Source organism: Vibrio sp. E14 (genome assembly GCF_020515785.1).
Classification (GTDB): Bacteria; Pseudomonadota; Gammaproteobacteria; order Enterobacterales; family Vibrionaceae; genus Vibrio; species Vibrio diabolicus.
This window is the reverse complement of sequence record NZ_JAHPJI010000002.1, coordinates 448,333-471,932: the sequence shown is the minus strand read 5'-3', so window position 1 is coordinate 471,932 and position 23,600 is coordinate 448,333. Positions and strand designations below refer to the sequence as shown.

The window sequence follows — 23,600 nt, the reverse complement described above, 5'->3', positions numbered from 1 at the left end:
GAGGTGCTAATGAAAGTTGATGGTATTCAGGCAGAAATGCGCGCCATGATGGTAGAAGCAACCAATACTGCTCCTACTGCAAGTGGGGCGAAAGTTGGAGCAGATTTTAATGATCTCCTAACTAAAGCCATCAATAACGTGAACACACTTCAAAAAGCATCCGGTGATTTACAAACCCGTTTTGATCGTGGTGATGCCGATGTTTCCCTTTCTGACGTTATGATTGCTCGTAACAAGTCTAGTGTCGCTTTTGATGCGACGGTTCAAATTCGCAATAAACTCGTTGAGGCGTATAAAGACCTCATGAACATGCCAGTGTAATTTAGGTAATAAGTGTGGCAGACAAGTCTACAGATTTAACCGTCACTGAAGGCGGCTCAGATGGTGCACTGGTAGCAAGTTCCGACGTAGATGTGGAGAGTCAAAATCCAGATCTAGAGGAGCGCAGTGCGTCAAAATTTGATATGGCAGTGGGTGACCTTGATTTACTTCGTCAAGTTGTACTTGTGCTGTCAATCTCCATCTGTGTTGCATTGATCGTGATGCTGTTCTTTTGGGTCAAAGAGCCGGAGATGCGCCCGCTTGGAGCGTATGAGACCGAAGAGTTGATCCCCGTTTTGGATTATCTGGACCAGCAAAAAATCAATTACAAGCTTGATGGTAATACCATTTCTGTTGAATCGAGCGAATACAACTCGATCAAACTTGGCATGGTTCGCTCAGGCGTAAACCAAGCCACAGAAGCGGGCGATGATATTTTGCTGCAAGATATGGGCTTTGGCGTATCACAACGTTTAGAGCAAGAGCGCCTTAAACTCAGTCGAGAACGTCAATTGGCTCAAGCGATTGAGGAAATGAAGCAAGTTCGTAAAGCGCGAGTCTTATTGGCGCTACCAAAGCACAGTGTTTTTGTGCGTCATAACCAAGAAGCATCAGCCTCCGTATTTTTGACACTGTCGACTGGTACGAACCTCAAACAGCAAGAAGTTGATTCTATCGTCGACATGGTGGCGAGTGCCGTTCCGGGAATGAAAACTTCCCGCATTACCGTCACAGATCAGCATGGTCGTTTGCTCAGTTCAGGCTCTCAAGACCCTGCTTCTGCTGCGCGACGCAAAGAACAAGAATTAGAGCGTAGCCAGGAACAAGCGCTGCGTGAAAAAATTGATTCAGTGCTATTACCTATTTTAGGTTATGGCAACTACACGGCGCAGGTCGATATCCAAATGGATTTCAGCGCGGTTGAACAAACTCGCAAACGCTTTGATCCCAATACCCCTGCAACCCGCAGTGAGTACGCATTAGAAGATTACAATAACGGCAATATGGTAGCGGGTATTCCGGGGGCGTTAAGTAATCAGCCTCCAGCGGATGCCTCTATTCCGCAAGATGTGGCTCAGATGAAAGACGGTTCTGTCATGGGACAGGGTTCGGTGCGTAAAGAATCCACGCGTAACTTTGAGCTTGATACCACCATCAGCCATGAGCGTAAGCAGACGGGGACGGTTGCTCGTCAGACAGTTTCTGTTGCGATTAAGGACCGTCGTCAGGTCAACCCAGATACGGGAGAAGTGACCTATACCCCGATGTCCGAATCGGAAATTAATGCTATTCGCCAAGTCTTAATTGGTACGGTCGGTTTTGACCAAGGCCGTGGTGATTTGTTGAATGTACTGAGTGTGAAGTTTGCAGAGCCTGAGGCTGAACAGCTGGAAGAACCACCAATTTGGGAGCACCCTAACTTCAGCGACTGGGTTCGTTGGTTCGCAAGTGCATTAGTGATCATCGTTGTTGTGTTGGTTCTGGTTCGCCCAGCAATGAAGAAATTGCTTAACCCTACCAGTGATGACGAAGACGAAATGTACGGACCAGACGGCTTGCCGATTGGTGCGGATGGTGAAACTAGCCTGATTGGCAGCGACATTGAAAGCAGCGAACTGTTTGAGTTTGGTTCAAGTATTGATTTGCCAAACCTTCATAAAGATGAAGATGTATTGAAAGCGGTTCGCGCTCTGGTTGCGAATGAACCTGAACTTGCTGCTCAAGTAGTGAAAAACTGGATGAATGACAATGGCTAACGATATCGTACCTCAAGATGACAACGCCGCGGGAATGCCAGTTGAGCTGGATGTCTCAACCATTACTGGCGAAGAAAAAGCAGCAATTTTGCTACTGAGCCTCAATGAACAAGATGCCGCTGGCATTATTCGTCACCTAGAGCCAAAACAGGTCCAGCGTGTGGGTAGTGCGATGGCTAAGGCGAAAGATCTCAGCCAAGACAAGGTGTCAGCCGTTCACCGTGCGTTTTTGGAGGACATCCAGAAATACACCAACATCGGCATGGGCAGCGAAGACTTCATGCGTAATGCGCTGGTGGCGGCTCTTGGGGAAGACAAAGCCAACAACTTGGTTGACCAGATCCTACTTGGTACGGGTTCAAAAGGCCTGGATTCTTTGAAATGGATGGACCCACGACAAGTGGCGAGCATCATTGTCAACGAACACCCGCAGATCCAAACCATCGTATTGTCTTATTTAGAAGCAGACCAATCCGCGGAGATTTTGTCTCAGTTCCCTGAGCGCGTGCGTTTGGATCTGATGATGCGTATTGCCAACCTTGAAGAAGTTCAGCCATCGGCACTGGCAGAGCTGAACGAAATCATGGAGAAACAGTTCGCGGGTCAAGCTGGCGCTCAAGCAGCCAAGATTGGTGGCCTGAAAGCGGCAGCGGAGATCATGAACTATCTAGACAACAACGTCGAAGGTTTGTTGATGGAACAGATTCGCGATCAAGACGAAGACATGGCGACGCAAATTCAAGACTTGATGTTTGTCTTCGAAAACTTAGTCGAAGTGGACGATCAAGGTATTCAGAAATTGCTGCGTGATGTACCACAAGACGTGTTGCAAAAAGCACTTAAAGGTGCCGACGATTCTCTGCGTGAGAAGGTATTTAAGAACATGTCGAAACGAGCGGCTGAGATGATGCGTGATGACATCGAAGCGATGCCGCCAGTTCGCGTGGCGGATGTCGAAGCGGCACAGAAAGAAATCCTGGCGATCGCTCGTCGCATGGCCGATGCAGGCGAACTCATGTTGTCTGGCGGTGCGGACGAATTCTTATAATCTCTATTGCTCCGCGATTATCCTATTGCGGAGCGCCCTCACTTCTTAATCGAATACATAATAGGTAACCCATGGCTGGCGAAAGAAAACGTGGATTTATCCGTCCTGATGAAGATGATTCGATGATCGAACCACAACGTTGGGGGTTGCCTGATTACGGCGAGCCCAAAGCCAAGCAAGCAAAACAAACCGCGTTTAACTATGACCCGGGTTGGGTACCGAATCTTGAAGAGCCAGAAGAAGAGCAAGCACTTGAGCTAACCGAAGAGCAGATAGAGCTGATCAAGCAAGGCGCTTATCAGGAAGGTTTGTATCAAGGTCAAGAAGCCGGCTTTAAGCAAGGTTACGACAAAGGCAAAGAAGAAGGCCTGCAAGCGGGCCATGCTGAAGGGCTGGAGCTTGGAAAAGCCGAAGGCGTGACCGCAGGTCAAGAATATATTCAACAGCAAGTCGAAACCTTTATGAACTTAGCGAACCAGTTTGCTCAGCCGTTAGAGCTAATGAATGCTCAGGTTGAAAAGCAGCTGGTAGACATGGTGCTCTGTTTAGTAAAAGAAGTCGTGCATGTCGAAGTACAAACCAACCCTCAAATTATTTTGGACACGGTTAAGCAGTCGGTTGAAGCGCTGCCAATATCAGGTCATCCCATTACCTTGCACCTGAATCCAGAAGACGTTGCGATTATTCGCTCAGCTTACGGCGAAGCAGACCTTGATTGCCGCAACTGGACGTTGGTTGCTGAGCCATCACTCAATCGAGGCGACGTCCAGATTGAGGCAGGTGAATCAAGCATTAACTACCGTATGGAAGAGCGCGTCAAAAGCGTGTTGCACAGTTTTTGTGGTGCAAACCGTCATCAAGAGGGTGAGTAGTCCATGCAAGCATTGGCTGACCGTTTAAGAAACTACAAAGTTGAAGGCTTAACGACGCGCCCAGTTGCCTCTGGCAAACTGGTTCGAGTGGTTGGGTTAACGTTGGAAGCGACAGGCTGTCGCGCGCCAATTGGCAGTTTATGCTTAGTGGAAACCATGTCCGGTCAGATGGAAGCCGAGGTCGTCGGTTTTTCAGGTGATAACCTATTTTTGATGCCAAGCGAGCAAATTACGGGCATTTTGCCTGGCGCTAGAGTGACGCCATTAACCAGTGACGCTGGCTTGCCTGTTGGCATGGAGTTGCTTGGTCGAGTGATTGACGGGGTTGGTAATCCGCTTGATGGACTTGGCCCGTTGTATACCGATCATCGCGCCTCTTTTAATGCTGAGCCAATCAACCCGCTGGCTCGAAAGCCAATTTCAGAGCCACTTGATGTGGGCTTGAAAGCGATTAACGGATTATTGACGGTAGGTAAAGGTCAGCGTATCGGTCTGTTTGCCGGCTCTGGTGTGGGTAAATCGGTCACGCTTGGCATGATGACGCGAGGTACAACCGCACAAGTTGTTGTGGTCGGTCTGATAGGTGAGCGTGGACGCGAAGTTAAAGAGTTTATCGAAGAGATTTTAGGTGAGGATGGACGACGTCGCTCTGTCGTGGTGGCTGCGCCTGCCGATGCTTCACCATTGATGCGTTTGAAAGGCTGTCAAACCGCCTTAACCATTGCAGAGTACTTTCGCGATCAAGGTTTGGACGTTCTGTTATTGATGGATTCCTTGACGCGTTTTGCGCAAGCACAGCGTGAAATCGCCCTTTCTGTTGGTGAGCCGCCAGCGACAAAAGGCTATCCGCCATCTGTGTTCGCCAAGCTACCTGCTTTGGTTGAGCGTGCGGGTAACGGAAGCGCCGAACAAGGCTCAATTACGGCGTTCTTTACCGTGTTGACCGAGGGCGATGATTTACAAGACCCGATTGCGGATGCATCGCGGGCAATTCTTGATGGTCACATTGTGCTGTCCCGTGAAATGGCGGATGCAGGCCATTATCCTGCGATTGACGTCGAAAAGTCGGTTAGCCGTGTTATGCCGCAAATCACCACTGAAGAACATGTTCTGATGTCGAAAGCGGTACGTCAGGTCTTGTCGATTTGCCGCAAGAACCAAGATTTGGTGTCGATTGGGGCGTACAAGCCGGGCACCGATCCTGCTATCGATGGCGCGTTTACATTGAAGCCAAAGTTAGACGAATACTTACAGCAGAGCATGAAAGAATCGGTGCCATACGATATGTGCGTCAACATGCTTAGAAACATTTTAGGCGGGTGATAGCGCATGAACAATGCGATGGAGTTCCTACTTGAGCAGACTAAAGAGCGTGAAGATCAAGCCGTACTTGCACTGAACAAAGCGCGCTCTGAACTTGAAGATTATTACCGTCAGGTTGAGCAAATCGAAAAGTATCGCCTTGATTATTGCCAACAGCTTATCGACCGTGGGCAGGCGGGCTTAACGGCAAGCGAATATGGGCATTTAAATCGCTTTCTCACTCAGCTAGACGAAACGTTATCTAAGCAGAAACAAGCAGAAAGTCATTTCAAAGAACAGGTAGAAAACTGTCAAGAATACTGGTTAACAGTACGCAAAGAACGCAAATCCTATGAGTGGATGATCGAAAAGCGTGAGAAAGAGAAACAGCTTGCTGAAGCCAAACGGGAACAAAAGCAAATGGACGAGTTTTCAACGTTGCTTTACAGCCGTCGAGCGAAGCCTTTTTAATGTTTAAAAGTTGATGTTGCTTCCACTTATAACACTCGTTTTGTCACTGCAGCAATGAGCTTGTTATTGGCGTAATTTTTGCAGATAACTCTGTAGATGATCATCCCAATAACCTAAATTTGCCACCGTGTGCAATTAGCAGCGGCCTAGCGCTCGAAGCTGCTGATAATGAGAATTTCTATATGAATGTGAATTTGTCCAATGTTTCTGCGACGAGCAAGACGTCAGTGTCTGACTCTGCCGCACAAGCACCTACAGAAAACGCGGAGAACAAGGGATTTTTAGAAACCTTGACGGATGCGTTTTCAGGTTCACAAAAGTCAGAAAAAGTAGCAACGAAATCACTAAACGGTGAAGACCAAAACAGTGCCGAGATTAACAAGCTTTCGTCTGGCAAAGCTGATAGTCAAGAAGCGGTCACAGACGTGGCTCAAGCGAGCAGTAACGATGCCGAGGAGTTGCTGGCGCAAGAAAGCCAAGAAACTGCTATTCAAGAGCAAAGCCGCTCTGGTGACATGCTGACAGAGCATGCGAACACCATTCAAAGTGATGAAGCAAGCCTACTGGAAGCCAAACAAGGCGCGCACTCGCAAAATGATGCTGATGTTACTGAGAAAGTCGGTTCACTCTCGAACGCCCCTTCAGCTGCTAATGGCGCAAAAAGCGCGATGGGTGAAGGACAACAGCTGCTTGGTCGTATTGAACAAGCGAGTCAAACCTTGAAAGCGAATAATGCATCCATCGATAGTGGCAAAGTTTTGCCTCAACGAGCGGGTTTAGAACACTCGTTCAACGGGCAAACAACAGACATTGATGAACTTGCTTTGAATGACATGCCATTAGCTCAATCGCTTGAACAAGTGCAGGCAATGGCTGGGCAAGGCTTAGAGCCAATTTTAGATAAGAATGGTCAACCTATCGATGTCGATAAGCTCTCGTCTGAGTTTGCTACTTGGCAAGGTATGGCTAAACAAGTCAGTCACCCAACCGAGAAGGGCATGGTCAGTGGTGACGTTGCCAATGAACTATCGCCACTGGAGGTGGGTTTGGATGGCTCTAAAATTGATGCGCTTCAGCGTGTTTCCTTGGATGAACTCGAACTCATAGATACCAAACTGGCGCAGGGAAAACCACTGACTCAGCAAGAAACTGAGATCATAGAAGGGTTGAAAAAAGGGACGGTCATTGCCGATATTCCTGAGCAAGATCTTGCCCAGTTTGTTGCGCTTCCTACTGACGTTAAACAGGTTCTCGCCGAACAGCAAGGACAACAGCATTTGGCTCGCCAGGCTACACCTATGGGGATGTCTCAGCAAGCCCTTAATTTTGCGCCTCAATCAGCTCAGCCACAAGCTGTTCAGAGTACAGATAAAGTCGCATTGTCTCCGATGCCAGATGCGTTGGCCGCAGCTCATTTTCCGACGGCGCTTCAAGGCGTAAAGGACGGAGAGGTTAACCAGAAAGTTGTGAATGCCGCATTGACTGCTGGTGCACTTAAAGCGACAGCGGATAAGCAAGATAAACCAGAACTTCAACATGGTTTAGCAGGGCAGCTTCAGGCGATGGCGGGTCAACAAGGAACAAACGTGCAGCAACAAGCGCGTATTGATGCCGCGCAGCAAGCTCAGCTTCCGTTGCAACTGACCAAAGAGTTGGCCAATGAGCAAGTGGCGGAAAAAGTGCAAATGATGATGTCGAAGAACCTAAAAAACCTCGATATTCGTCTTGATCCACCAGAATTAGGTCGTATGCAAATTCGTATGACGATGAACAACGATGTGGCTAATGTGCATTTTACGGTGAACAACCCGCAAGCGCGTGACATCATTGAACAGACGCTTCCTCGCTTGAGAGAGATGTTGGCGCAGCAGGGCATGCAACTGGCTGATTCTTCTGTTCAGCAACAAAACAGCGGGCAGCAGCAAGGTAGGTATACTGCTGAGCAACATGGTCAAAGTGCTCAAGGCAGCGGTTTTTCTGGACAATCAGAAGAGAGCTTTGATGCTGACGTCAATCTGGATTTGAATGTGGCTTCAAAGCGTGATGGAATTAGTTTTTACGCATAACAGGCCGTTTAAAGGCAATAATACAAGGTTACCAAACGACTTCCTTAAGCATCTCGGTAACCTAAAAGAACAATAAGAGACAACAATGGCAGAAGAACAGTTACAAGGGGCCGATGCGCCGAAAGGAAAAGGTAAGTTACTTATCATCATAATCGCTGTTGTGGTATTGCTACTTGGCGGTGGTGCAGCAGCATTCTTTCTCATGGGCTCTGATGAACCAGCTCAGGCTGAAGCGTCTCAACAGGTTCAAGCGAAGGCATCAGATGCCTCGCCCATTGCCTACGTGAATCTTCCTCAGGCATTTGTATTTAACGTTACTGGGGACCGTCGCGACAGACTGGTACAAATTAAAGCGCAGTTAATGGTTCGCGGCGCAGAGAATGAAGAGTTGGCGCGGTACCATTCGCCACTGATTGAGAGCTCTTTGTTATCAACGTTTGCTTCGGCGACGGTTGATCAGTTGCGTTCTCCAACGGGACGAGTGGAATTGCGCGATCGTGCTTCCGAAGATATCAAAGCAGCGCTAAACGCTGCGGTCGGTAAGCCAGTGATTGAAAAAGTACTGTTTACAGATTTTGTTATTCAATAGGTAAAACGTGACCGATCTATTAAGCCAAGACGAAATTGATGCGCTATTGCACGGGGTTGACGATGTTGATGACGTCGATGAACCGATAGAAAACGACAACGAAGGTGCCGTCAATTTTGATTTCTCGTCGCAAGACAGGATTGTACGTGGTCGAATGCCGACGCTCGAACTTATCAACGAGCGCTTTGCACGACACATGCGTATTAGTCTGTTTAATATGCTGCGTAAAACGGCAGAAGTGTCGATCAATGGCGTGCAGATGATGAAGTTTGGCGAATACCAAAACACATTGTACGTGCCAACCAGTTTGAACATGGTGCGTTTTCGTCCGTTAAAAGGTACAGCGTTGATCACCATGGAGGCTCGCTTAGTCTTTATTCTAGTAGAAAACTTCTTTGGTGGGGATGGTCGATTCCATGCCAAAATCGAAGGGCGCGAATTTACCCCAACGGAACGCCGCATCATTCAGCTGCTGCTGAAGATTGTATTTGAAGACTACAAAGAAGCGTGGTCGCCAGTGATGGGGGTGGAGTTCGAATATCTCGACTCTGAAGTAAACCCAAGTATGGCTAACATTGTCAGCCCGACAGAAGTGATTGTCGTGAGTTCTTTCCACATTGAGGTCGATGGTGGCGGCGGCGATTTTCATGTCGTTATGCCTTACTCCATGGTTGAGCCGATCCGTGAACTGTTGGATGCAGGTGTTCAGTCCGACAAGATGGAGACAGACGTCCGTTGGAGCTCAGCATTACGTGAAGAGATTATGGATTGTCCGGTTAACTTTCGCGTTAACTTGCTTGAAAAAGACATCTCTTTGCGTGACCTCATGGAATTGCAACCGGGTGACATCATTCCGATTGAAATGCCAGAACATGCGACAATGTTTGTGGAAGACCTGCCGACCTATCGCGTAAAAATGGGCCGTTCGGAAGACAAATTAGCGGTGCAAATTTCTGAGGAAATTGAGCGCCCACATGTAGTCAAAACAGATTTAGCTTTCTTGGGCAAAGACATCATGTCTGAGCTTGAGAATGAAGACGATATAGACGATTAAGATACCTTATTGAACAGACATGCTTTGGCATTAAATAAGGCTTAACACAGGATAGAAAAATGGAACCAAGTGACGATCAAAAGCTAGCAGATGAATGGGCAGCCGCTCTTGGCGAAGACCCGTCTGCACCTTCTGTTGATGTAGATGAAGTATTGGCCGCGCCACTGGAAGAGCTAAAAGACACTTCAAGCCCAATTACCGAAGATGAGCGCCGTAAACTCGACACCATCATGGATATTCCGGTGACGATTTCGATGGAAGTCGGTCGTTCACAAATCAGCATTCGGAACTTATTGCAGTTGAACCAAGGTTCGGTTGTTGAGTTGGATCGTCTAGCGGGCGAGTCATTGGACGTATTAGTCAACGGTACACTGATTGCACATGGCGAAGTCGTGGTCGTGAACGATAAGTTTGGTATCCGTTTGACGGATGTGATCAGCCAAACTGAACGAATTAAGAAGCTACGTTAAGATGAGCCGCTCAATCAAAACGCGATTGACGCAAATCACTGGAGCACTGAGCTTAATGCTGAGTGCTCCTTATGCATTTGCTGCCGCACCAAATAATCTGGATCTTGCGACGACACTGGGCTCGCTTGTGCTTGTGATCGGCGTGATTCTTTTGTTGGCTTGGCTACTTAAACGTATGCAAGTGCCGGCGATGGGACAACAAAAAGGCTTGCGTATTGTGAGTCAGTTGCCAGTGGGCACCAAAGAAAGAATCGCCGTAGTTCAAGTGTGTGAAGAGCAGTTTTTGGTTGGAATTACCAGCCAATCAATCCAAACGTTAGCCAAGTTAGATAAGCCACTGAAAGAGGAAGAGTTGGCGACCAATGCTTTTGCGACTCAATTTAGCCAACTGATCAAAAAACATGACAAAGGGTAACCCGATTCGTTTGCTCCTGAGCACGTTGTTGCTTTTCGTCGGCGTGCTGTTTTCTTCATTTTCGTTTGCTGAGGCAGAGGAGTCTGCTCTGCCTGACAACTTGGCTGATGGAAGTAGCGTCACTGTTCAGGCGATGCAAAGTGATACTGGCGCCAGTCGTGCTATGTCCGTTTCTAGTGGTGGTGGCATCCCTGCGTTTACCATGACCACAAACCCAGATGGCAGTGAAGATTACTCGGTTACGCTACAAATCCTAGCGTTAATGACCATGCTTGGCTTCTTGCCTGCCATGGTGATTCTAATGACGTCGTTTACTCGAATTGTTGTGGTGATGTCGATATTGCGTCAGGCAATGGGTTTGCAACAAACGCCGTCTAATCAGGTCATCATTGGTATAGCGCTGTTTTTGACCTTCTTTGTTATGTCTCCCGTCCTGAACGAAATCAACGATAAAGCCGTTCAGCCTTATTTGAACGAGCAAGTCACGGCTCGAGAAGCGTTTGATGCTGCACAAGCACCAATGAAAGCATTTATGCTTAAACAGACCCGAATCAAAGATTTGGAGACGTTCGTAACCATGTCAGGAGAGCAAGTTGAGAACCCAGAAGATGTGTCGATGGCGGTGTTGATTCCGGCTTTCATCACCTCGGAGTTAAAAACTGCATTCCAAATTGGTTTTATGCTCTTCTTGCCGTTTTTGATTATTGACCTCGTGGTAGCGTCGGTACTGATGGCAATGGGTATGATGATGTTGTCACCAATGATTGTTTCGTTGCCGTTCAAGTTGATGCTGTTCGTATTGGTCGATGGTTGGAACTTGATACTTTCGACACTCGCGGGCAGTTTTGCCCTTTAGATAAGCGCAGATAGAGGATAAGACATGACACCAGAAATGTTTGTCGAGCTTTTCCGTGAAGCACTTTGGATGGTGCTTATCATGGTCTGCGCCATTATCATCCCAAGTTTGCTTATCGGCCTTATTGTTGCGATTTTCCAAGCTGCGACTTCCATCAACGAACAAACATTGAGCTTCTTGCCGCGTTTGATTGTCACGCTTTTGGCTCTAATGCTATTTGGTCACTGGATGACGCAAATGTTGATGGAATATTTCTATGGCTTGATTGAGCGCTTACCTCAGGTGCTTTATTAGAGGCGCCTATGGAGTACCCCACTAGCGTTGTCTTAGATTGGATCGCAAACTATTTCTGGCCCTACGTTCGTATCTCTTCCATGCTGATGGTGATGACGGTAACTGGGGCTCGATTTGTCTCACCACGAATCCGCCTTTACCTCGGGTTAGCCATCACTTTTGCCGTCATGCCAGCGATCCCTGCAGTGCCTCAAGACATTGAGTTGCTCTCGTTTCGGGGTTTTATGACCATTGCCGAGCAAATGATCATCGGTATTGCGATGGGCATGGTCACTCAATTTATGATTCAAACCTTTGTCTTGTTGGGACAAATATTGGGTATGCAATCAAGTTTGGGTTTCGCTTCTATGGTTGATCCCGCAAATGGTCAGAACACGCCATTGCTTGGTCAGCTATTCATGTTTTTGACGACAATGTTTTTCCTTGCCACCGATGGGCACTTGAAAATGCTGCAACTGGTAGTGTTCAGCTTTAAAACCTTGCCGATTGGTTCCGGCTCGCTCAACGCGGTTGATTTCCGTGAAATGGCAGGCTGGCTTGGTATTATGTTCCAAACGGCACTGAGTATGTCTCTATCTGGCATTATTGCACTACTTACCATTAACTTGTCGTTTGGTGTAATGACCCGTGCTGCACCACAGTTAAATATCTTTTCGCTTGGTTTTGCATTTGCGTTGATGGTGGGTCTATTACTGTGTTGGTACATACTGGCTGGCCTTTACAGTCATTATGAAATGTTCTGGACGGTGGGTGAGGCGCAGATTTGTCGACTCATTCGCTTGGAGTGCTAAGAATTGGCAGAATCAGACGGTCAGGAACGCACCGAAGAAGCCACGCCCCGACGGTTACAACAAGCCAGAGAAAAGGGGCAGGTCGCTCGATCTAAAGAGCTTGCATCAGCATCTGTGCTGATCGTTGGCGCCATTTCATTGATGTGGTTTGGCGAGGCGTTAGCACGCTCACTGTTTTCCATCATGAGCCGTTTATTTGATCTTCAACGAGAAGAGATTTTTGATACGGCAAAGCTATTTGACATTGCTTTAGGGGCGATGACCGATTTGTTGTTCCCTCTATTTTTGGTGCTAGCTACGTTGTTTACTGCCGCCATGATTGGTGCTGCGGGTGTGGGAGGAATCAGCTTTTCTGCTCAAGCCGCTATGCCAAAGCTGTCGAAAATGAATCCGCTTAGCGGTTTAAAGCGGATGGTGGGAATGCAAAGCTGGGTAGAGTTGATCAAATCAATTCTTAAAGTGGTTTTGGTTACTGGTGTCGCGATCTATTTGATCCAAGCATCGCAGGCGGATCTGATTCAATTAAGTATGGATGTGTATCCGCAAAACATCTTCCATGCTTTAGATATTCTGCTGAACTTTATCTTGTTGATCAGCTGTTCACTGTTGATCGTGGTTGCCATCGATATTCCATTTCAAATCTGGCAGCACGCTGATCAGTTAAAAATGACCAAGCAAGAAGTCAAAGACGAATATAAAGAAACCGAGGGTAAGCCAGAGGTCAAAGGACGCATTCGTATGCTGCAAAGAGAAGCGGCTCAACGTCGTATGATGGCAGACGTTCCTCAGGCTGATGTTATTGTTACCAACCCAGAGCACTTTTCGGTTGCGCTTCGTTATAAGCAGAAGACAGACCGTGCGCCGGTAGTGATCGCTAAAGGTACTGATCACATGGCAATGAAGATTCGAGAAGTCGCCCGAGAGCATGACATCACAATTGTACCAGCTCCGCCACTTGCTCGTGCGCTGTACCATACTACTGAGCTAGAACAAGAGATCCCCGATGGATTATTTACTGCGGTGGCTCAGGTTTTGGCATTTGTATTCCAGTTGAAGCAATACCGAAAACGAGGTGGACAGCGCCCCAAAATTCAGGATTACGATTTGCCAATCCCGCCAGAACACCGGCACTAATGCTAAAAGAAGCCTAATTCTAAAAAGGTTAATTGAATCAGATATTAAACTCTACTTGAGTGTTTAGTCATTATTTTGGCGTTAATTATGGTACATAGCTTGCTTAAAACGCCTTAATTATCAACCATACCTAAACTTTTAGGCCAAAGCGGTCGCGTATTAATAGTAAGAGCTAACGTGACGCTTCAATCGATTGAGATCTCTCGTAGTATGAAGTTAAGCCTGCCATTTGCAGATAAATTGCCACGAATCCCTCAGCGTGAAATGCCAGCTATTGGCGCACCGGTGATGGTTTTGGCCACCTTAGCGATGGTGGTGCTGCCTATTCCAGCCTTTTTGCTGGATATGTTCTTCACCTTTAACATCGCGTTGTCGATGGTGGTGTTGTTAGTGACCGTTTACACACGTCGTCCGTTGGACTTCGCCGCTTTTCCGACGGTACTGCTGATCGCAACCTTGTTGCGCTTGGCTTTGAACGTTGCTTCGACACGTGTCGTCTTACTGCATGGTCATGAAGGCGGCAACGCGGCAGGTAACGTAATTGAAGCGTTTGGTAATGTCGTTATTGGTGGTAACTACGCGGTCGGCTTAGTGGTTTTCCTCATCTTAATGATCATCAACTTTATGGTGGTGACCAAAGGTGCAGGTCGTATCTCTGAGGTAAGTGCTCGCTTCACCCTTGATGCGTTGCCAGGTAAGCAGATGGCGATTGATGCGGACTTAAATGCCGGATTGATAGACCAAGAACAAGCAAGAGTTCGTCGTTTTGAAGTGACAAAAGAAGCGGATTTCTACGGTTCAATGGATGGTGCCTCGAAGTTCGTAAAAGGTGATGCGATTGCCGGTATTTTGATTCTGTTTATCAACATCATTGGCGGTCTGTCGATCGGTATGGCGCAGTATGGATTGGGTTTCGGTGAGGCAATTGAAATCTATACTTTGCTGACGATTGGTGACGGCCTAGTTGCACAGATTCCATCGCTATTGCTGTCGATTGCAGCGGCGATGATGGTGACACGTCAAAACACCGATGAAGACATGGGTGAACAGCTGGTCTTCCAGATGTTCGATAACCCAAAAGCACTGATGATTACCGCAGCTATTCTCGGTGTGATGGGCATCGTACCGGGCATGCCACACTTTGCGTTTTTGAGTCTGGCGGTAGCGGCTGGCGCGGCGGCGTATTTCATCGATAAACGCCAAAAGCAGAAAGCGAAAGAACCGGCTTTACCAGCGAAAGCCGACGAAGGTACAGAGCCTTCATCACAACGCGAGCTTTCTTGGGACGACGTCCAGCCAGTCGATATTATTGGCCTAGAAGTGGGTTACCGCTTGATTCCGCTAGTGGACCGAGACCAAGGTGGAGAACTGTTAGAGCGCGTAAAAGGTGTGCGTAAAAAGCTATCGCAAGATTTTGGGTTTTTAATCCCTGCGGTTCACATACGTGACAACCTTGAACTGACGCCAAACAGCTATCGAATCACATTAATGGGGGTTGCGGTGGGCGAAGCTGAGATTCGTCCGGATCAAGAGCTAGCGATTAACCCAGGTCAGGTGTATGGCATGATTGATGGCGAGCCAACCATTGACCCTGCATTTGGATTGGAAGCCGTATGGATTCGCGAAGATCAGCGTGAGCATGCTCAGGCGTTAGGTTATACGGTTGTTGACTCATCGACAGTATTAGCGACGCACCTGAGCCAGTTATTGACTAATAACGCATCGCAGTTGATTGGTCACGAAGAAGTAGAGAATTTATTAGAAATGTTAGGACGCAGCGCGCCTAAGTTGGTTGAGAACTTTGTTCCTGATCAGTTGCCATTAGGTGTGGTGGTGAAAGTCCTACAAAACTTGTTAAACGAGGCCATTCCAATCCGCGATATTCGCACGATTGTTCAAACTTTGGCTGAGTACTCAAGTAAGAGTCAAGAAGCTGACATATTGACGGCAGCAGTTCGAATTAGTTTAAAACGTCTAATTGTTCAAGAAATCAATGGTATAGAGCCTGAGCTGCCAGTGATTACTTTGATACCTGAGCTGGAACAAATATTGCATCAAACTATGCAAGCATCAGGAGGCGAATCTGCGGGGATTGAACCGGGGCTCGCTGAACGATTGCAGTCTTCACTAAGCCAAGCGACACAGGAACAAGAATTGAAAGGTGAGCCAGCCGTTCTGCTTACTTCCGGTGTATTACGCTCGACGTTGGCGAAATTTGTGAAGAACACAATACCTAATCTCCGGGTACTGTCTTACCAAGAAATCCCGGATGAAAAACAGATCAGAATTGTGCAAGCCGTGGGTAACTGATCTCACGCATCATTAATGGATTCATAGTTTGAAAATAAAGCGATTTTTTGCCAAAGACATGAGAACGGCGCTGCTCCAAGTGAAAGAGGAGTTAGGCGCGGAAGCGGTGATCATGTCAAACAAGAAAGTGGCTGGTGGGGTGGCGATTGTTGCGGCGATAGATAGTGAATCTAACCCGTCTCAAGCAAGCGCAGTGTCACAACAAAATCGCGGTGCTTCTCAATCGAATCGCTATAACGAACATCGTCAAATGTCATCGTCTTCTGCCGATCGTTATCAAGATCGTCATTTAGATGAAGATAAAATTAGCCTGAACAGTAATAACAGTAACAACGAAAAAACAGGCTCGATGACGCAGCGATTCGCTAACATGCTTAAGCAATATAGTGGTGGTGCAGCAGATGCTGACGATCATGTAGCGGAAAATGAAGATTCGCTCTCTGCTTTATTGCAACGCCAGAATAAGCATCGCGACGGCTACAACCAAGAAAAGCCAGCGCCATATCAACCAGATTCACCTTTGGCGAAGTTAATCGCACAAGATAATCGATTTGAGCGTCCAACGCCGAAGTTGGATCCGACACGCTATGATCGCCGCCGTCCAAGTGATGAGCGAGAAGAGTCTGCAGATGAGCTGGAGAGTATGCGCGAAGAGATGACGTCAATTCGTCGTCTTCTAGAGCATCAAGTCTCTGGCCTGATGTGGCAGGAAGTGGAACGTCGTGAGCCGCTCAGAGCAATGCTGATTAAGCGCTTAGAGCGTATGGGCGTTTCTCCGGAGTTAGCAGACCAAATGGCTTGCTATATCCCGGAAGATACAAAACCAGCGCGAGCGTGGAAAGCGTTGTTGTCGCTGGTGGCGGATCAAATCAATATTCCTAAACAGGACATTTTAAAACGTGGTGGTGTGGTCGCACTGTTAGGTCCGACGGGGGTGGGGAAAACAACCACCGTTGCGAAGCTCGCAGCACGTGCCGCCATGGAATACGGTGCCGACAATGTGGCCCTTGTGACAACAGATACATATCGCATAGGTGCACATGAGCAGCTCTCAATTTACGGAAGAATCATGGGTTGTCCCGTAAGAGTTGCTAAAGATTCTAACGAGTTAGCCGATGTTATATATCAGCTAAGAAACAGAAGACTGATTTTGGTCGATACGGCAGGGATGGGGCAACGAGATGTCAGGCTTTCTGAGCAGCTCGATACTCTAATGCAAGAGAGCGGAGAAGTGATTCACAGCTACCTTGTTTTGCCAGCTACCGCACAACGTCGCGTTCTACAAGAAACGCTGGATCACTTCCGACGCATACCACTTTCGGGTTGTATTATGACGAAGCTTGATGAGTCATTAAGTCTAGGCGAATTCATCAGTGTAGTGATTCAAAACGCAATGCCAGTGGCTTACATAGCTAATGGTCAGCGCGTGCCAGAAGACATTGTGATAGCGCAACCAAAATATATGCTTGCGAAAGCAAATGAACTGTTAGAGAAGTCGACAGAGAACGAACCTCACTTTTGGAATAGTGACAGTGAAGGACTCTAAGGCGGCGGACTACTATGACTGAGAATATGATACACGATCAAGCAAGCGGCCTCCGTCGCTTAACACAACCATCGTTGACCAAAGTGATTGCTGTTACTGGCGGCAAAGGTGGTGTGGGGAAATCAAACGTAACACTGGGTCTGGCGATTTGTATGGCTCGCCAAGGCAAGAAGGTGATGGTTCTCGACGCTGATTTAGGTCTGGCCAATGTGGACGTGATGCTCGGAATTCGTGCAAAACGTAATCTAGGACATGTCTTAGCGGGTGAATGTGAGCTAAAAGATGCGATTGTCGAAGGGCCTTATGGTATAAAGATAATCCCTGCAACTTCTGGCACACAGAGCATGACTGAGCTTTCTCACGCTCAACATGCTGGACTCATTCGAGCATTTGGTAGTCTTGAAGACGAAATGGACGTCCTGCTGATAGATACCGCCGCAGGCATTTCTGACATGGTAATCAGTTTTTCGCGAGCAGCTCAAGATGTCGTTGTGGTTGTGTGTGATGAACCAACTTCAATCACAGATGCATATGCGTTAATTAAGCTGTTAAGTAAAGAACACCAGGTCCAACGCTTTAAAGTTGTAGCAAATATGGTCAGAAGCTACCGTGAAGGGCGAGAATTGTTTGCAAAGTTGACGCTAGTCACAGAGCGATTCTTGAATGTCAGCCTTGAACTCGTAGCATGTATTCCATTAGATGATAAAGTACGACAGGCTGTAAAAAGACAAAAAATTGTCGTTGATGCGTTCCCTCGCTCACCTGCCGCTTTAGCTATCAGCTCACTAGCAAACAAAGCGTTAACGTGGCCACTACCGAAAACACCAAGTGGACACTTGGAATTTTTTGTGGAAAGGTTGCTAAATCGTACCGAATTCGCAGAGGACCCTTTTGGTGAATAAAGCGATAACCTATGACCAACATGGCAAGTTTAATAGCCAGCAAGCGTTTATAGAGCGCTACTCAGTGTTGGTTAAGCGCATTGCTCACCACCTATTAGGCCGTTTACCGCCGAGTGTTCAGGTAGAGGATTTAATTCAGGCCGGCATGATCGGTCTTATCGAAGCTCAGCAGAATTATGATGGTTCTAAAGGTGCGAGCTTTGAAACTTATGCAGGTATCCGTATTCGTGGCGCAATGTTAGATGACATGCGCAAAGGCGATTGGGTACCGCGTTCTGTTCATAAAAATAATCGAGAGATTAACCAAGCGATTGCGGAGCTGGAAGGCGAATTAAATCGAGATCCTACTGATTCTGAAGTAGCCACGCATCTCGGTATGACACTGGATCAATATCATAGTGCTCTGACCGATATCAACTGCTCAAAATTAGTCGGTATTGAAGATTTAGGCGTTTCTGATGATGTGATTTCACCTGCAGATGAAACTGATGACAGTAACCCATTCAAAGGGGTTGCCGATGAATCATTTCGAAAAGCACTGGTTGAATCAATAAAACAGATTCCAGAGCGTGAAGCTTTGGTACTTTCGCTTTATTATGATGAAGAACTCAATTTGAAAGAAATTGGCGATGTGTTAGGCGTAAGCGAATCTCGCGTAAGTCAAATACTGAGTCAAGCGATGCAACGTTTGCGCACCAAGCTCAGTGCGTGGACACAAAATGACTAAAAACACTGATTTTACGATTCAGTGGAGGCAATTTTGAATAAAAACATGAAGATCCTTATTGTTGATGATTTCTCAACAATGCGCCGTATTGTTAAAAACCTGCTTCGTGACTTGGGTTTCAATAACACTCAAGAAGCGGACGATGGTTTAACCGCATTACCAATGCTGAAAAAAGGTGACTTCGATTTTGTTGTAACTGACTGGAACATGCCAGGTATGCAAGGCATCGATTTGCTTAAACACATCCGCGCGGATGCAGAACTTAAGCATTTGCCAGTTCTAATGATCACGGCTGAAGCGAAGCGTGAGCAGATCATTGAAGCTGCTCAAGCAGGCGTAAACGGCTACATTGTTAAGCCATTTACTGCTGCAACATTAAAAGAAAAATTAGATAAAATTTTCGAGCGTTTATAACTCTCTCTTTTTCTCTTTGTTATTCGAGTCATTCATACCAATTATTAAATACCTATTAAATGACTCGTTTAGCGTTTTTAAAGTGATAAGAAGAACTAAACGTAAAAGGGTCTATTCAGAATGATCTCACTAGAGCAGGCGAAGTCACTCGTTCAAATGCTAGAAAACGGGGAACAAGACCAAGCCAATATGCTTGTTGCCTCGATCTACGAAGGTGCCGAGAATCCAATGCTGCAAGAAATTGGAGCCTTAACTCGAGACCTTCACGAATCACTCAAGCAGTTCAGTCTCGATCAGCGCATGACCGAAATTGCGAAAGACGAAATCCCTAACGCAAGGGATCGTCTTAATTATGTGATCGAGAAGACAGAGCTAGCAGCCAACAAAACGATGGATGCAGTCGACTGCTGCCTTCCTATCGCTGACAACCTGCATGATTGCCTTCAGAAAGTTCGTCCTCAATGGAATGAACTCATGCACGGGCGCATCGAATTAAGCGAATTCAAAGCACTTTGTCACCGAATCGACGAGCTATTAGTTCAAGTCGAAGGTGACAGCACTGAGTTGCGTGGTCAATTGACCGAAATTCTCATGGCGCAAGACTTCCAAGACCTAACTGGCCAAATTATTCGCCGCGTAATTACGTTGGTAAATGAAGTAGAAGGCCGCTTAGTGGAAATCCTAACCGTATTCTCTGGAAATAAACCTGAAGAACACATTCAAGTTTTGTCAGAACCGGCAGATAAAAAGAATACACAAACAAGCGAAGCCGAAGGCCCGATTCTTCATCCAGAACTGAGAGAAGATGCGGTTTCATCGCAGGACGAAGTCGATGACTTGTTGTCCAGTCTTGGATTTTAAAGGTAACGTATGAGCTACGATTTAGACGAAGATATTCTTCAGGACTTTCTCATTGAGGCTGGGGAAATTCTCGAACTGCTTTCTGAGCAGTTGGTTGAATTGGAAAATAACCCAGAAGACAAAGACTTACTTAATGCAATTTTCCGCGGGTTTCACACCGTAAAAGGCGGTGCTGGCTTCCTGTCTTTGGCAGAGCTAGTCGATACTTGTCATGGTGCGGAGAACGTGTTCGACGTTTTACGAAACGGCCAACGCACGGTCACGCAAAACTTAATGGATACGATGCTAAAAGCGTTGGATACGGTCAATACCCAGTTCCAAGCCGTTCAAGATCGTGAGCCATTGGAAGCTGCGGATCCTGCCCTTCTTGAAGAACTTCATCGTCTATGTAAACCTGAATCAGAAGATGAAGTCGCTGCAACCGTGGTTGAAGAACCAGTGGTTACTCCTGAACCTGTCATTCCTGAGCCTGTTATTGAAGAACCTGCCGCGCCAGCGTCAAGTGTCGGCTCTGTTGATGAAATTACCCAAGACGAATTCGAAAAGCTGCTGGATGAACTTCATGGTAAAGGCTCAGCTCCAGGCGCTTCAGAACCTGCGACACCAACAGCGCCATCAGAGCCCCCTCAATCAAGTGCGCCATCAGTTGAAAGTGGCGATATCACTGACGATGAATTTGAACGTCTACTTGACGAACTTCACGGCGTTGGCAAAAGTCCATCAGCGGCAGAGGCTGCAGCATCTGCACCAGCAGAACCTCCTAAAGCGGCAGAACCAGCTGCGCCAGTTGCATCGTCAGCAAATCAAGATAGTGACTTAATGACGGACGAAGAGTTCGAAAAGTTACTCGACGAGCTACATGGTGCGGGCAAAGGTCCCACGCTGGAAGAACTGGATATGGCAACGAAGCCGGCATCAGCAAACGTAGAGGAAAGCCCTGCGAAACCTGAGCCTGCGGTTAAGCCAGCACCAGCACCAGCAGCGCCAACTCCGGCTCCAGCACCAAAACCAAAACCAGAATCTAAACCTGTCGCGGTGAAAGAAGAGGCGAAAGCGCCAGCGGTTAAAAAGCCTCAGGCCGAGGCAACCGTTCGTGTCGATACCTCGACGCTTGATACCATCATGAACATGGTAGGTGAGCTTGTATTGGTCCGAAACCGTCTATTAAGCCTTGGTTTGAACAGCGACAATGAAGAAATGTCCAAAGCGGTCGCCAACCTTGATGTCGTAACGGCGGATCTGCAAGGCGCGGTAATGAAAACGCGTATGCAGCCAATCAAGAAAGTATTTGGCCGCTTCCCACGCGTTGTCCGTGACTTGGCGCGTAACCTAAATAAAGACATCGTGCTGGAAATGCGCGGTGAAGAAACCGATCTCGATAAAAACCTTGTAGAAGCATTGGCTGATCCATTGATTCACTTGGTTCGTAACTCGGTTGACCACGGTATTGAAATGCCAGACGACCGTGCGAAAGCAGGTAAATCACGCACAGGTAAAGTGATTTTGTCTGCATCACAAGAAGGGGATCACATTGAGCTATCCATCGTAGATGATGGCGGCGGTATGGACCCGAACAAACTGCGTGGTATCGCGGTTAAGCGCGGCATGATGGACGAAGATGCAGCGGCCCGTTTAACAGACAAAGAGTGCTTCAACCTTATCTTTGCGCCAGGTTTCTCAAGTAAAGATAAAATTTCTGACATCTCTGGCCGTGGCGTTGGCATGGATGTGGTTAAGACGGCGATCAACACCTTAAATGGTTCAATCGATATCGATTCTGAGCTAGGTAAGGGCACTAAGATCACCATCAAAGTACCACTAACGTTGGCGATCCTACCAACACTGATGGTTGGCGTTGGCGGTCATCCGTTTGCACTACCACTGGCTTCGGTGAGCGAAATCTTCCACTTGGATCTGAGTCGCACAAACGTGGTAGATGGTCAGTTGACGATCATTGTGCGTGAAAAATCTATCCCGCTATTTTACCTACAGAACTGGTTAGCATCCAAATCACAAAACGTCGAAGAGCGTACTGGTCACGGTCATGTGGTTATTGTACAGATCGGTAACCAGCGCGTTGGTTTTGTTGTGGATACGCTTATTGGTCAAGAAGAAGTGGTTATTAAGCCACTCGATAATCTATTGCAAGGCACTCCGGGCATGGCTGGTGCAACAATCACTAGCGATGGCCATATTGCATTAATTCTAGATGTGCCTGATTTACTTAAGCGATATGCTGCGGCTTCACGCCTTTAAGCAAAGCTGACGTTATTAAAAGGAATAAGATGGCGATTAAAGTACTAGTCGTTGATGATTCGAGTTTTTTTCGACGTCGCGTGAGCGAAATCATCAACTCAGAATCGCGCCTAGAAGTGATTGACGTTGCGGTAAATGGCAGAGAGGCGGTTGAGAAAGCCAAATCTCTTAAACCGGACGTCATCACGATGGATATTGAAATGCCAGTGATGGATGGCATTACCGCTGTGCGTGAAATCATGGCAGCGGCTCCAACGCCAATCCTAATGTTTTCGTCCCTGACTCATGACGGGGCGAAAGCCACGCTTGATGCGCTTGATGCGGGCGCATTGGATTTCTTACCGAAAAAGTTTGAAGACATCGCACGTAACCGCGAAGAAGCGGTGTCACTGCTTCAGCAACGAGTTATTCAGATTGCTTCGAAGCGCGCTTTTATGCGTCGACCAATCACTCGCGCTGCTGCGAGTACCAATGCGGCAGCTCGTCCACTAGGTTCAAGAACGGCTTCGCCAGCGACTCCAGCTCCTGCTCGACCGGCTGCGGCAAAGTTCCGAGCCTCCGGTAAGAAGTATCAACTGACCGCAATTGGCACGTCGACTGGTGGTCCGGTTGCTTTGCAAAAAATTCTGACGCGTTTACCGATGAACTACCCGCATCCGATCGTATTGATCCAACATATGCCAGCAACCTTTACTGCTGCATTTGCCAGCCGTTTGAATACCTTGTGTAAGATTCAAGTGAAAGAAGCCCAAGACGGCGATGTCTTACAGCCTGGTGTGGCATACCTTGCTCCAGGTGGTAAGCAAATGATGGTTGATGGTCGAGCGGGGGCTGCTCGTCTTCGTATCATTGATGGCGGCGACCGCATGAACTACAAACCATGTGTGGATGTGACTTTTGGTTCTGCAGCCAAAGTATACGGTGACAAAGTACTCTCTTTAGTGCTGACTGGCATGGGTGCAGACGGTCGTGAAGGCGCTCGTATGTTGAAGTCTGCAGGCTCAACTATTTGGGCTCAAGATGAAGAAAGTTGTGTTGTTTATGGTATGCCCCAAGCTGTTGCTAAAGCAGGCATTTCTTCAGAAGATTTACCGCTTGACCGCATTGCAGAACGCATGTTGGTGGAAGTTGGCCTAGCGTAGGA

The 23,600-nt window shown here is 47.4% G+C and carries 23 protein-coding genes; all 23 read left to right on the top strand.

Annotation, left to right across the window (positions count from 1 at the left end):
* Positions 1-9 precede the first annotated feature (9 nt).
* The 23 genes from fliE to LIX84_RS07345 all read left to right on the top strand — a co-directional run bounded on the left by fliE (position 10) and on the right by LIX84_RS07345 (position 23,598).
* Positions 10-321 (top strand): flagellar hook-basal body complex protein FliE, encoded by a 312-nt coding sequence (fliE, locus tag LIX84_RS07455; RefSeq protein WP_012841525.1) that lies wholly within the window; start codon positions 10-12, stop codon positions 319-321.
* 14 nt (positions 322-335) lie between these two features.
* The gene (gene fliF / locus LIX84_RS07450) at positions 336-2,078 is read left to right on the top strand and encodes a flagellar basal-body MS-ring/collar protein FliF (protein ID WP_006741698.1); all 1,743 of its coding nucleotides are present in this window, start codon (positions 336-338) and stop codon (positions 2,076-2,078) included.
* Positions 2,071-3,126 carry a flagellar motor switch protein FliG gene (gene fliG / locus LIX84_RS07445; RefSeq protein ID WP_012841526.1) on the top strand — a complete coding sequence of 352 codons (1,056 nt, stop codon included), beginning with the start codon at positions 2,071-2,073 and terminating at the stop codon, positions 3,124-3,126. The genes fliF and fliG overlap by 8 nt, the downstream gene beginning before the upstream one ends.
* A 71-nt stretch (positions 3,127-3,197) precedes the next feature.
* Complete coding sequence (gene fliH, locus LIX84_RS07440; protein WP_065645190.1) at positions 3,198-3,998, top strand: flagellar assembly protein FliH; 801 nt, start codon at positions 3,198-3,200, stop codon at positions 3,996-3,998.
* A 3-nt stretch (positions 3,999-4,001) separates the two neighbouring features.
* Entirely contained in the window at positions 4,002-5,321 is a 1,320-nt protein-coding gene (gene fliI, locus LIX84_RS07435; RefSeq protein WP_006741701.1) for a flagellar protein export ATPase FliI, read from the top strand.
* 6 nt (positions 5,322-5,327) lie between these two features.
* Positions 5,328-5,771: a flagellar export protein FliJ gene (gene fliJ, locus LIX84_RS07430; RefSeq protein WP_012841527.1), complete on the top strand. Its 444-nt coding sequence runs from the start codon at positions 5,328-5,330 to the stop codon at positions 5,769-5,771.
* A 182-nt stretch (positions 5,772-5,953) separates the two neighbouring features.
* The gene (locus LIX84_RS07425) at positions 5,954-7,837 is read left to right on the top strand and encodes a flagellar hook-length control protein FliK (RefSeq protein ID WP_226421007.1); all 1,884 of its coding nucleotides are present in this window, start codon (positions 5,954-5,956) and stop codon (positions 7,835-7,837) included.
* An 85-nt stretch (positions 7,838-7,922) separates the two neighbouring features.
* Positions 7,923-8,426, top strand: coding sequence for a flagellar basal body-associated protein FliL (gene fliL, locus LIX84_RS07420; protein WP_012841529.1), 504 nt, complete (start codon positions 7,923-7,925; stop codon positions 8,424-8,426).
* Between the two features lie 7 nt (positions 8,427-8,433).
* Positions 8,434-9,480 (top strand): flagellar motor switch protein FliM, encoded by a 1,047-nt coding sequence (fliM, locus tag LIX84_RS07415; protein WP_006741703.1) that lies wholly within the window; start codon positions 8,434-8,436, stop codon positions 9,478-9,480.
* Positions 9,481-9,539: 59 nt separating this feature from the next.
* Positions 9,540-9,950 carry a flagellar motor switch protein FliN gene (gene fliN, locus LIX84_RS07410; RefSeq protein WP_012841530.1) on the top strand — a complete coding sequence of 137 codons (411 nt, stop codon included), beginning with the start codon at positions 9,540-9,542 and terminating at the stop codon, positions 9,948-9,950.
* 1 nt (position 9,951) lies between these two features.
* Positions 9,952-10,365 (top strand): flagellar biosynthetic protein FliO, encoded by a 414-nt coding sequence (gene fliO, locus LIX84_RS07405; RefSeq protein ID WP_226421006.1) that lies wholly within the window; start codon positions 9,952-9,954, stop codon positions 10,363-10,365.
* Positions 10,352-11,221 (top strand): flagellar type III secretion system pore protein FliP, encoded by an 870-nt coding sequence (fliP, locus tag LIX84_RS07400; RefSeq protein ID WP_006741704.1) that lies wholly within the window; start codon positions 10,352-10,354, stop codon positions 11,219-11,221. The genes fliO and fliP overlap by 14 nt, the downstream gene beginning before the upstream one ends.
* Before the next feature lie 24 nt (positions 11,222-11,245).
* Positions 11,246-11,515, top strand: coding sequence for a flagellar biosynthesis protein FliQ (fliQ, locus tag LIX84_RS07395; RefSeq protein WP_012841532.1), 270 nt, complete (start codon positions 11,246-11,248; stop codon positions 11,513-11,515).
* An 8-nt stretch (positions 11,516-11,523) separates the two neighbouring features.
* Complete coding sequence (gene fliR, locus LIX84_RS07390; RefSeq protein WP_005384463.1) at positions 11,524-12,306, top strand: flagellar biosynthetic protein FliR; 783 nt, start codon at positions 11,524-11,526, stop codon at positions 12,304-12,306.
* 3 nt (positions 12,307-12,309) lie between these two features.
* Positions 12,310-13,440 (top strand): flagellar biosynthesis protein FlhB, encoded by a 1,131-nt coding sequence (flhB, locus tag LIX84_RS07385; RefSeq protein WP_006741705.1) that lies wholly within the window; start codon positions 12,310-12,312, stop codon positions 13,438-13,440.
* A 210-nt stretch (positions 13,441-13,650) separates the two neighbouring features.
* On the top strand, positions 13,651-15,750 hold the full coding sequence (gene flhA, locus LIX84_RS07380; protein WP_046875562.1) for a flagellar biosynthesis protein FlhA: 2,100 nt from the start codon (positions 13,651-13,653) through the stop codon (positions 15,748-15,750).
* 28 nt (positions 15,751-15,778) lie between these two features.
* The gene (gene flhF, locus LIX84_RS07375; RefSeq protein WP_226421005.1) at positions 15,779-17,296 is read left to right on the top strand and encodes a flagellar biosynthesis protein FlhF; all 1,518 of its coding nucleotides are present in this window, start codon (positions 15,779-15,781) and stop codon (positions 17,294-17,296) included.
* Between the two features lie 14 nt (positions 17,297-17,310).
* A complete protein-coding gene (locus LIX84_RS07370; protein ID WP_005380498.1) occupies positions 17,311-18,198 on the top strand; it encodes a MinD/ParA family protein in 888 nt (295 codons plus the stop codon).
* Positions 18,191-18,925 (top strand): RNA polymerase sigma factor FliA, encoded by a 735-nt coding sequence (locus LIX84_RS07365; protein WP_006741708.1) that lies wholly within the window; start codon positions 18,191-18,193, stop codon positions 18,923-18,925. Before LIX84_RS07370 ends, LIX84_RS07365 begins: the two co-directional genes overlap by 8 nt.
* A gap of 45 nt (positions 18,926-18,970) precedes the next feature.
* A complete protein-coding gene (cheY, locus tag LIX84_RS07360; protein WP_017635949.1) occupies positions 18,971-19,339 on the top strand; it encodes a chemotaxis response regulator CheY in 369 nt (122 codons plus the stop codon).
* A gap of 120 nt (positions 19,340-19,459) precedes the next feature.
* On the top strand, positions 19,460-20,200 hold the full coding sequence (locus tag LIX84_RS07355; RefSeq protein ID WP_006741709.1) for a protein phosphatase CheZ: 741 nt from the start codon (positions 19,460-19,462) through the stop codon (positions 20,198-20,200).
* Positions 20,201-20,209: 9 nt separating this feature from the next.
* The gene (locus tag LIX84_RS07350) at positions 20,210-22,456 is read left to right on the top strand and encodes a chemotaxis protein CheA (RefSeq protein WP_226421004.1); all 2,247 of its coding nucleotides are present in this window, start codon (positions 20,210-20,212) and stop codon (positions 22,454-22,456) included.
* A 29-nt stretch (positions 22,457-22,485) separates the two neighbouring features.
* A complete protein-coding gene (locus tag LIX84_RS07345; RefSeq protein ID WP_109169796.1) occupies positions 22,486-23,598 on the top strand; it encodes a protein-glutamate methylesterase/protein-glutamine glutaminase in 1,113 nt (370 codons plus the stop codon).
* The last annotated feature ends 2 nt before the right edge of the window (positions 23,599-23,600 follow it).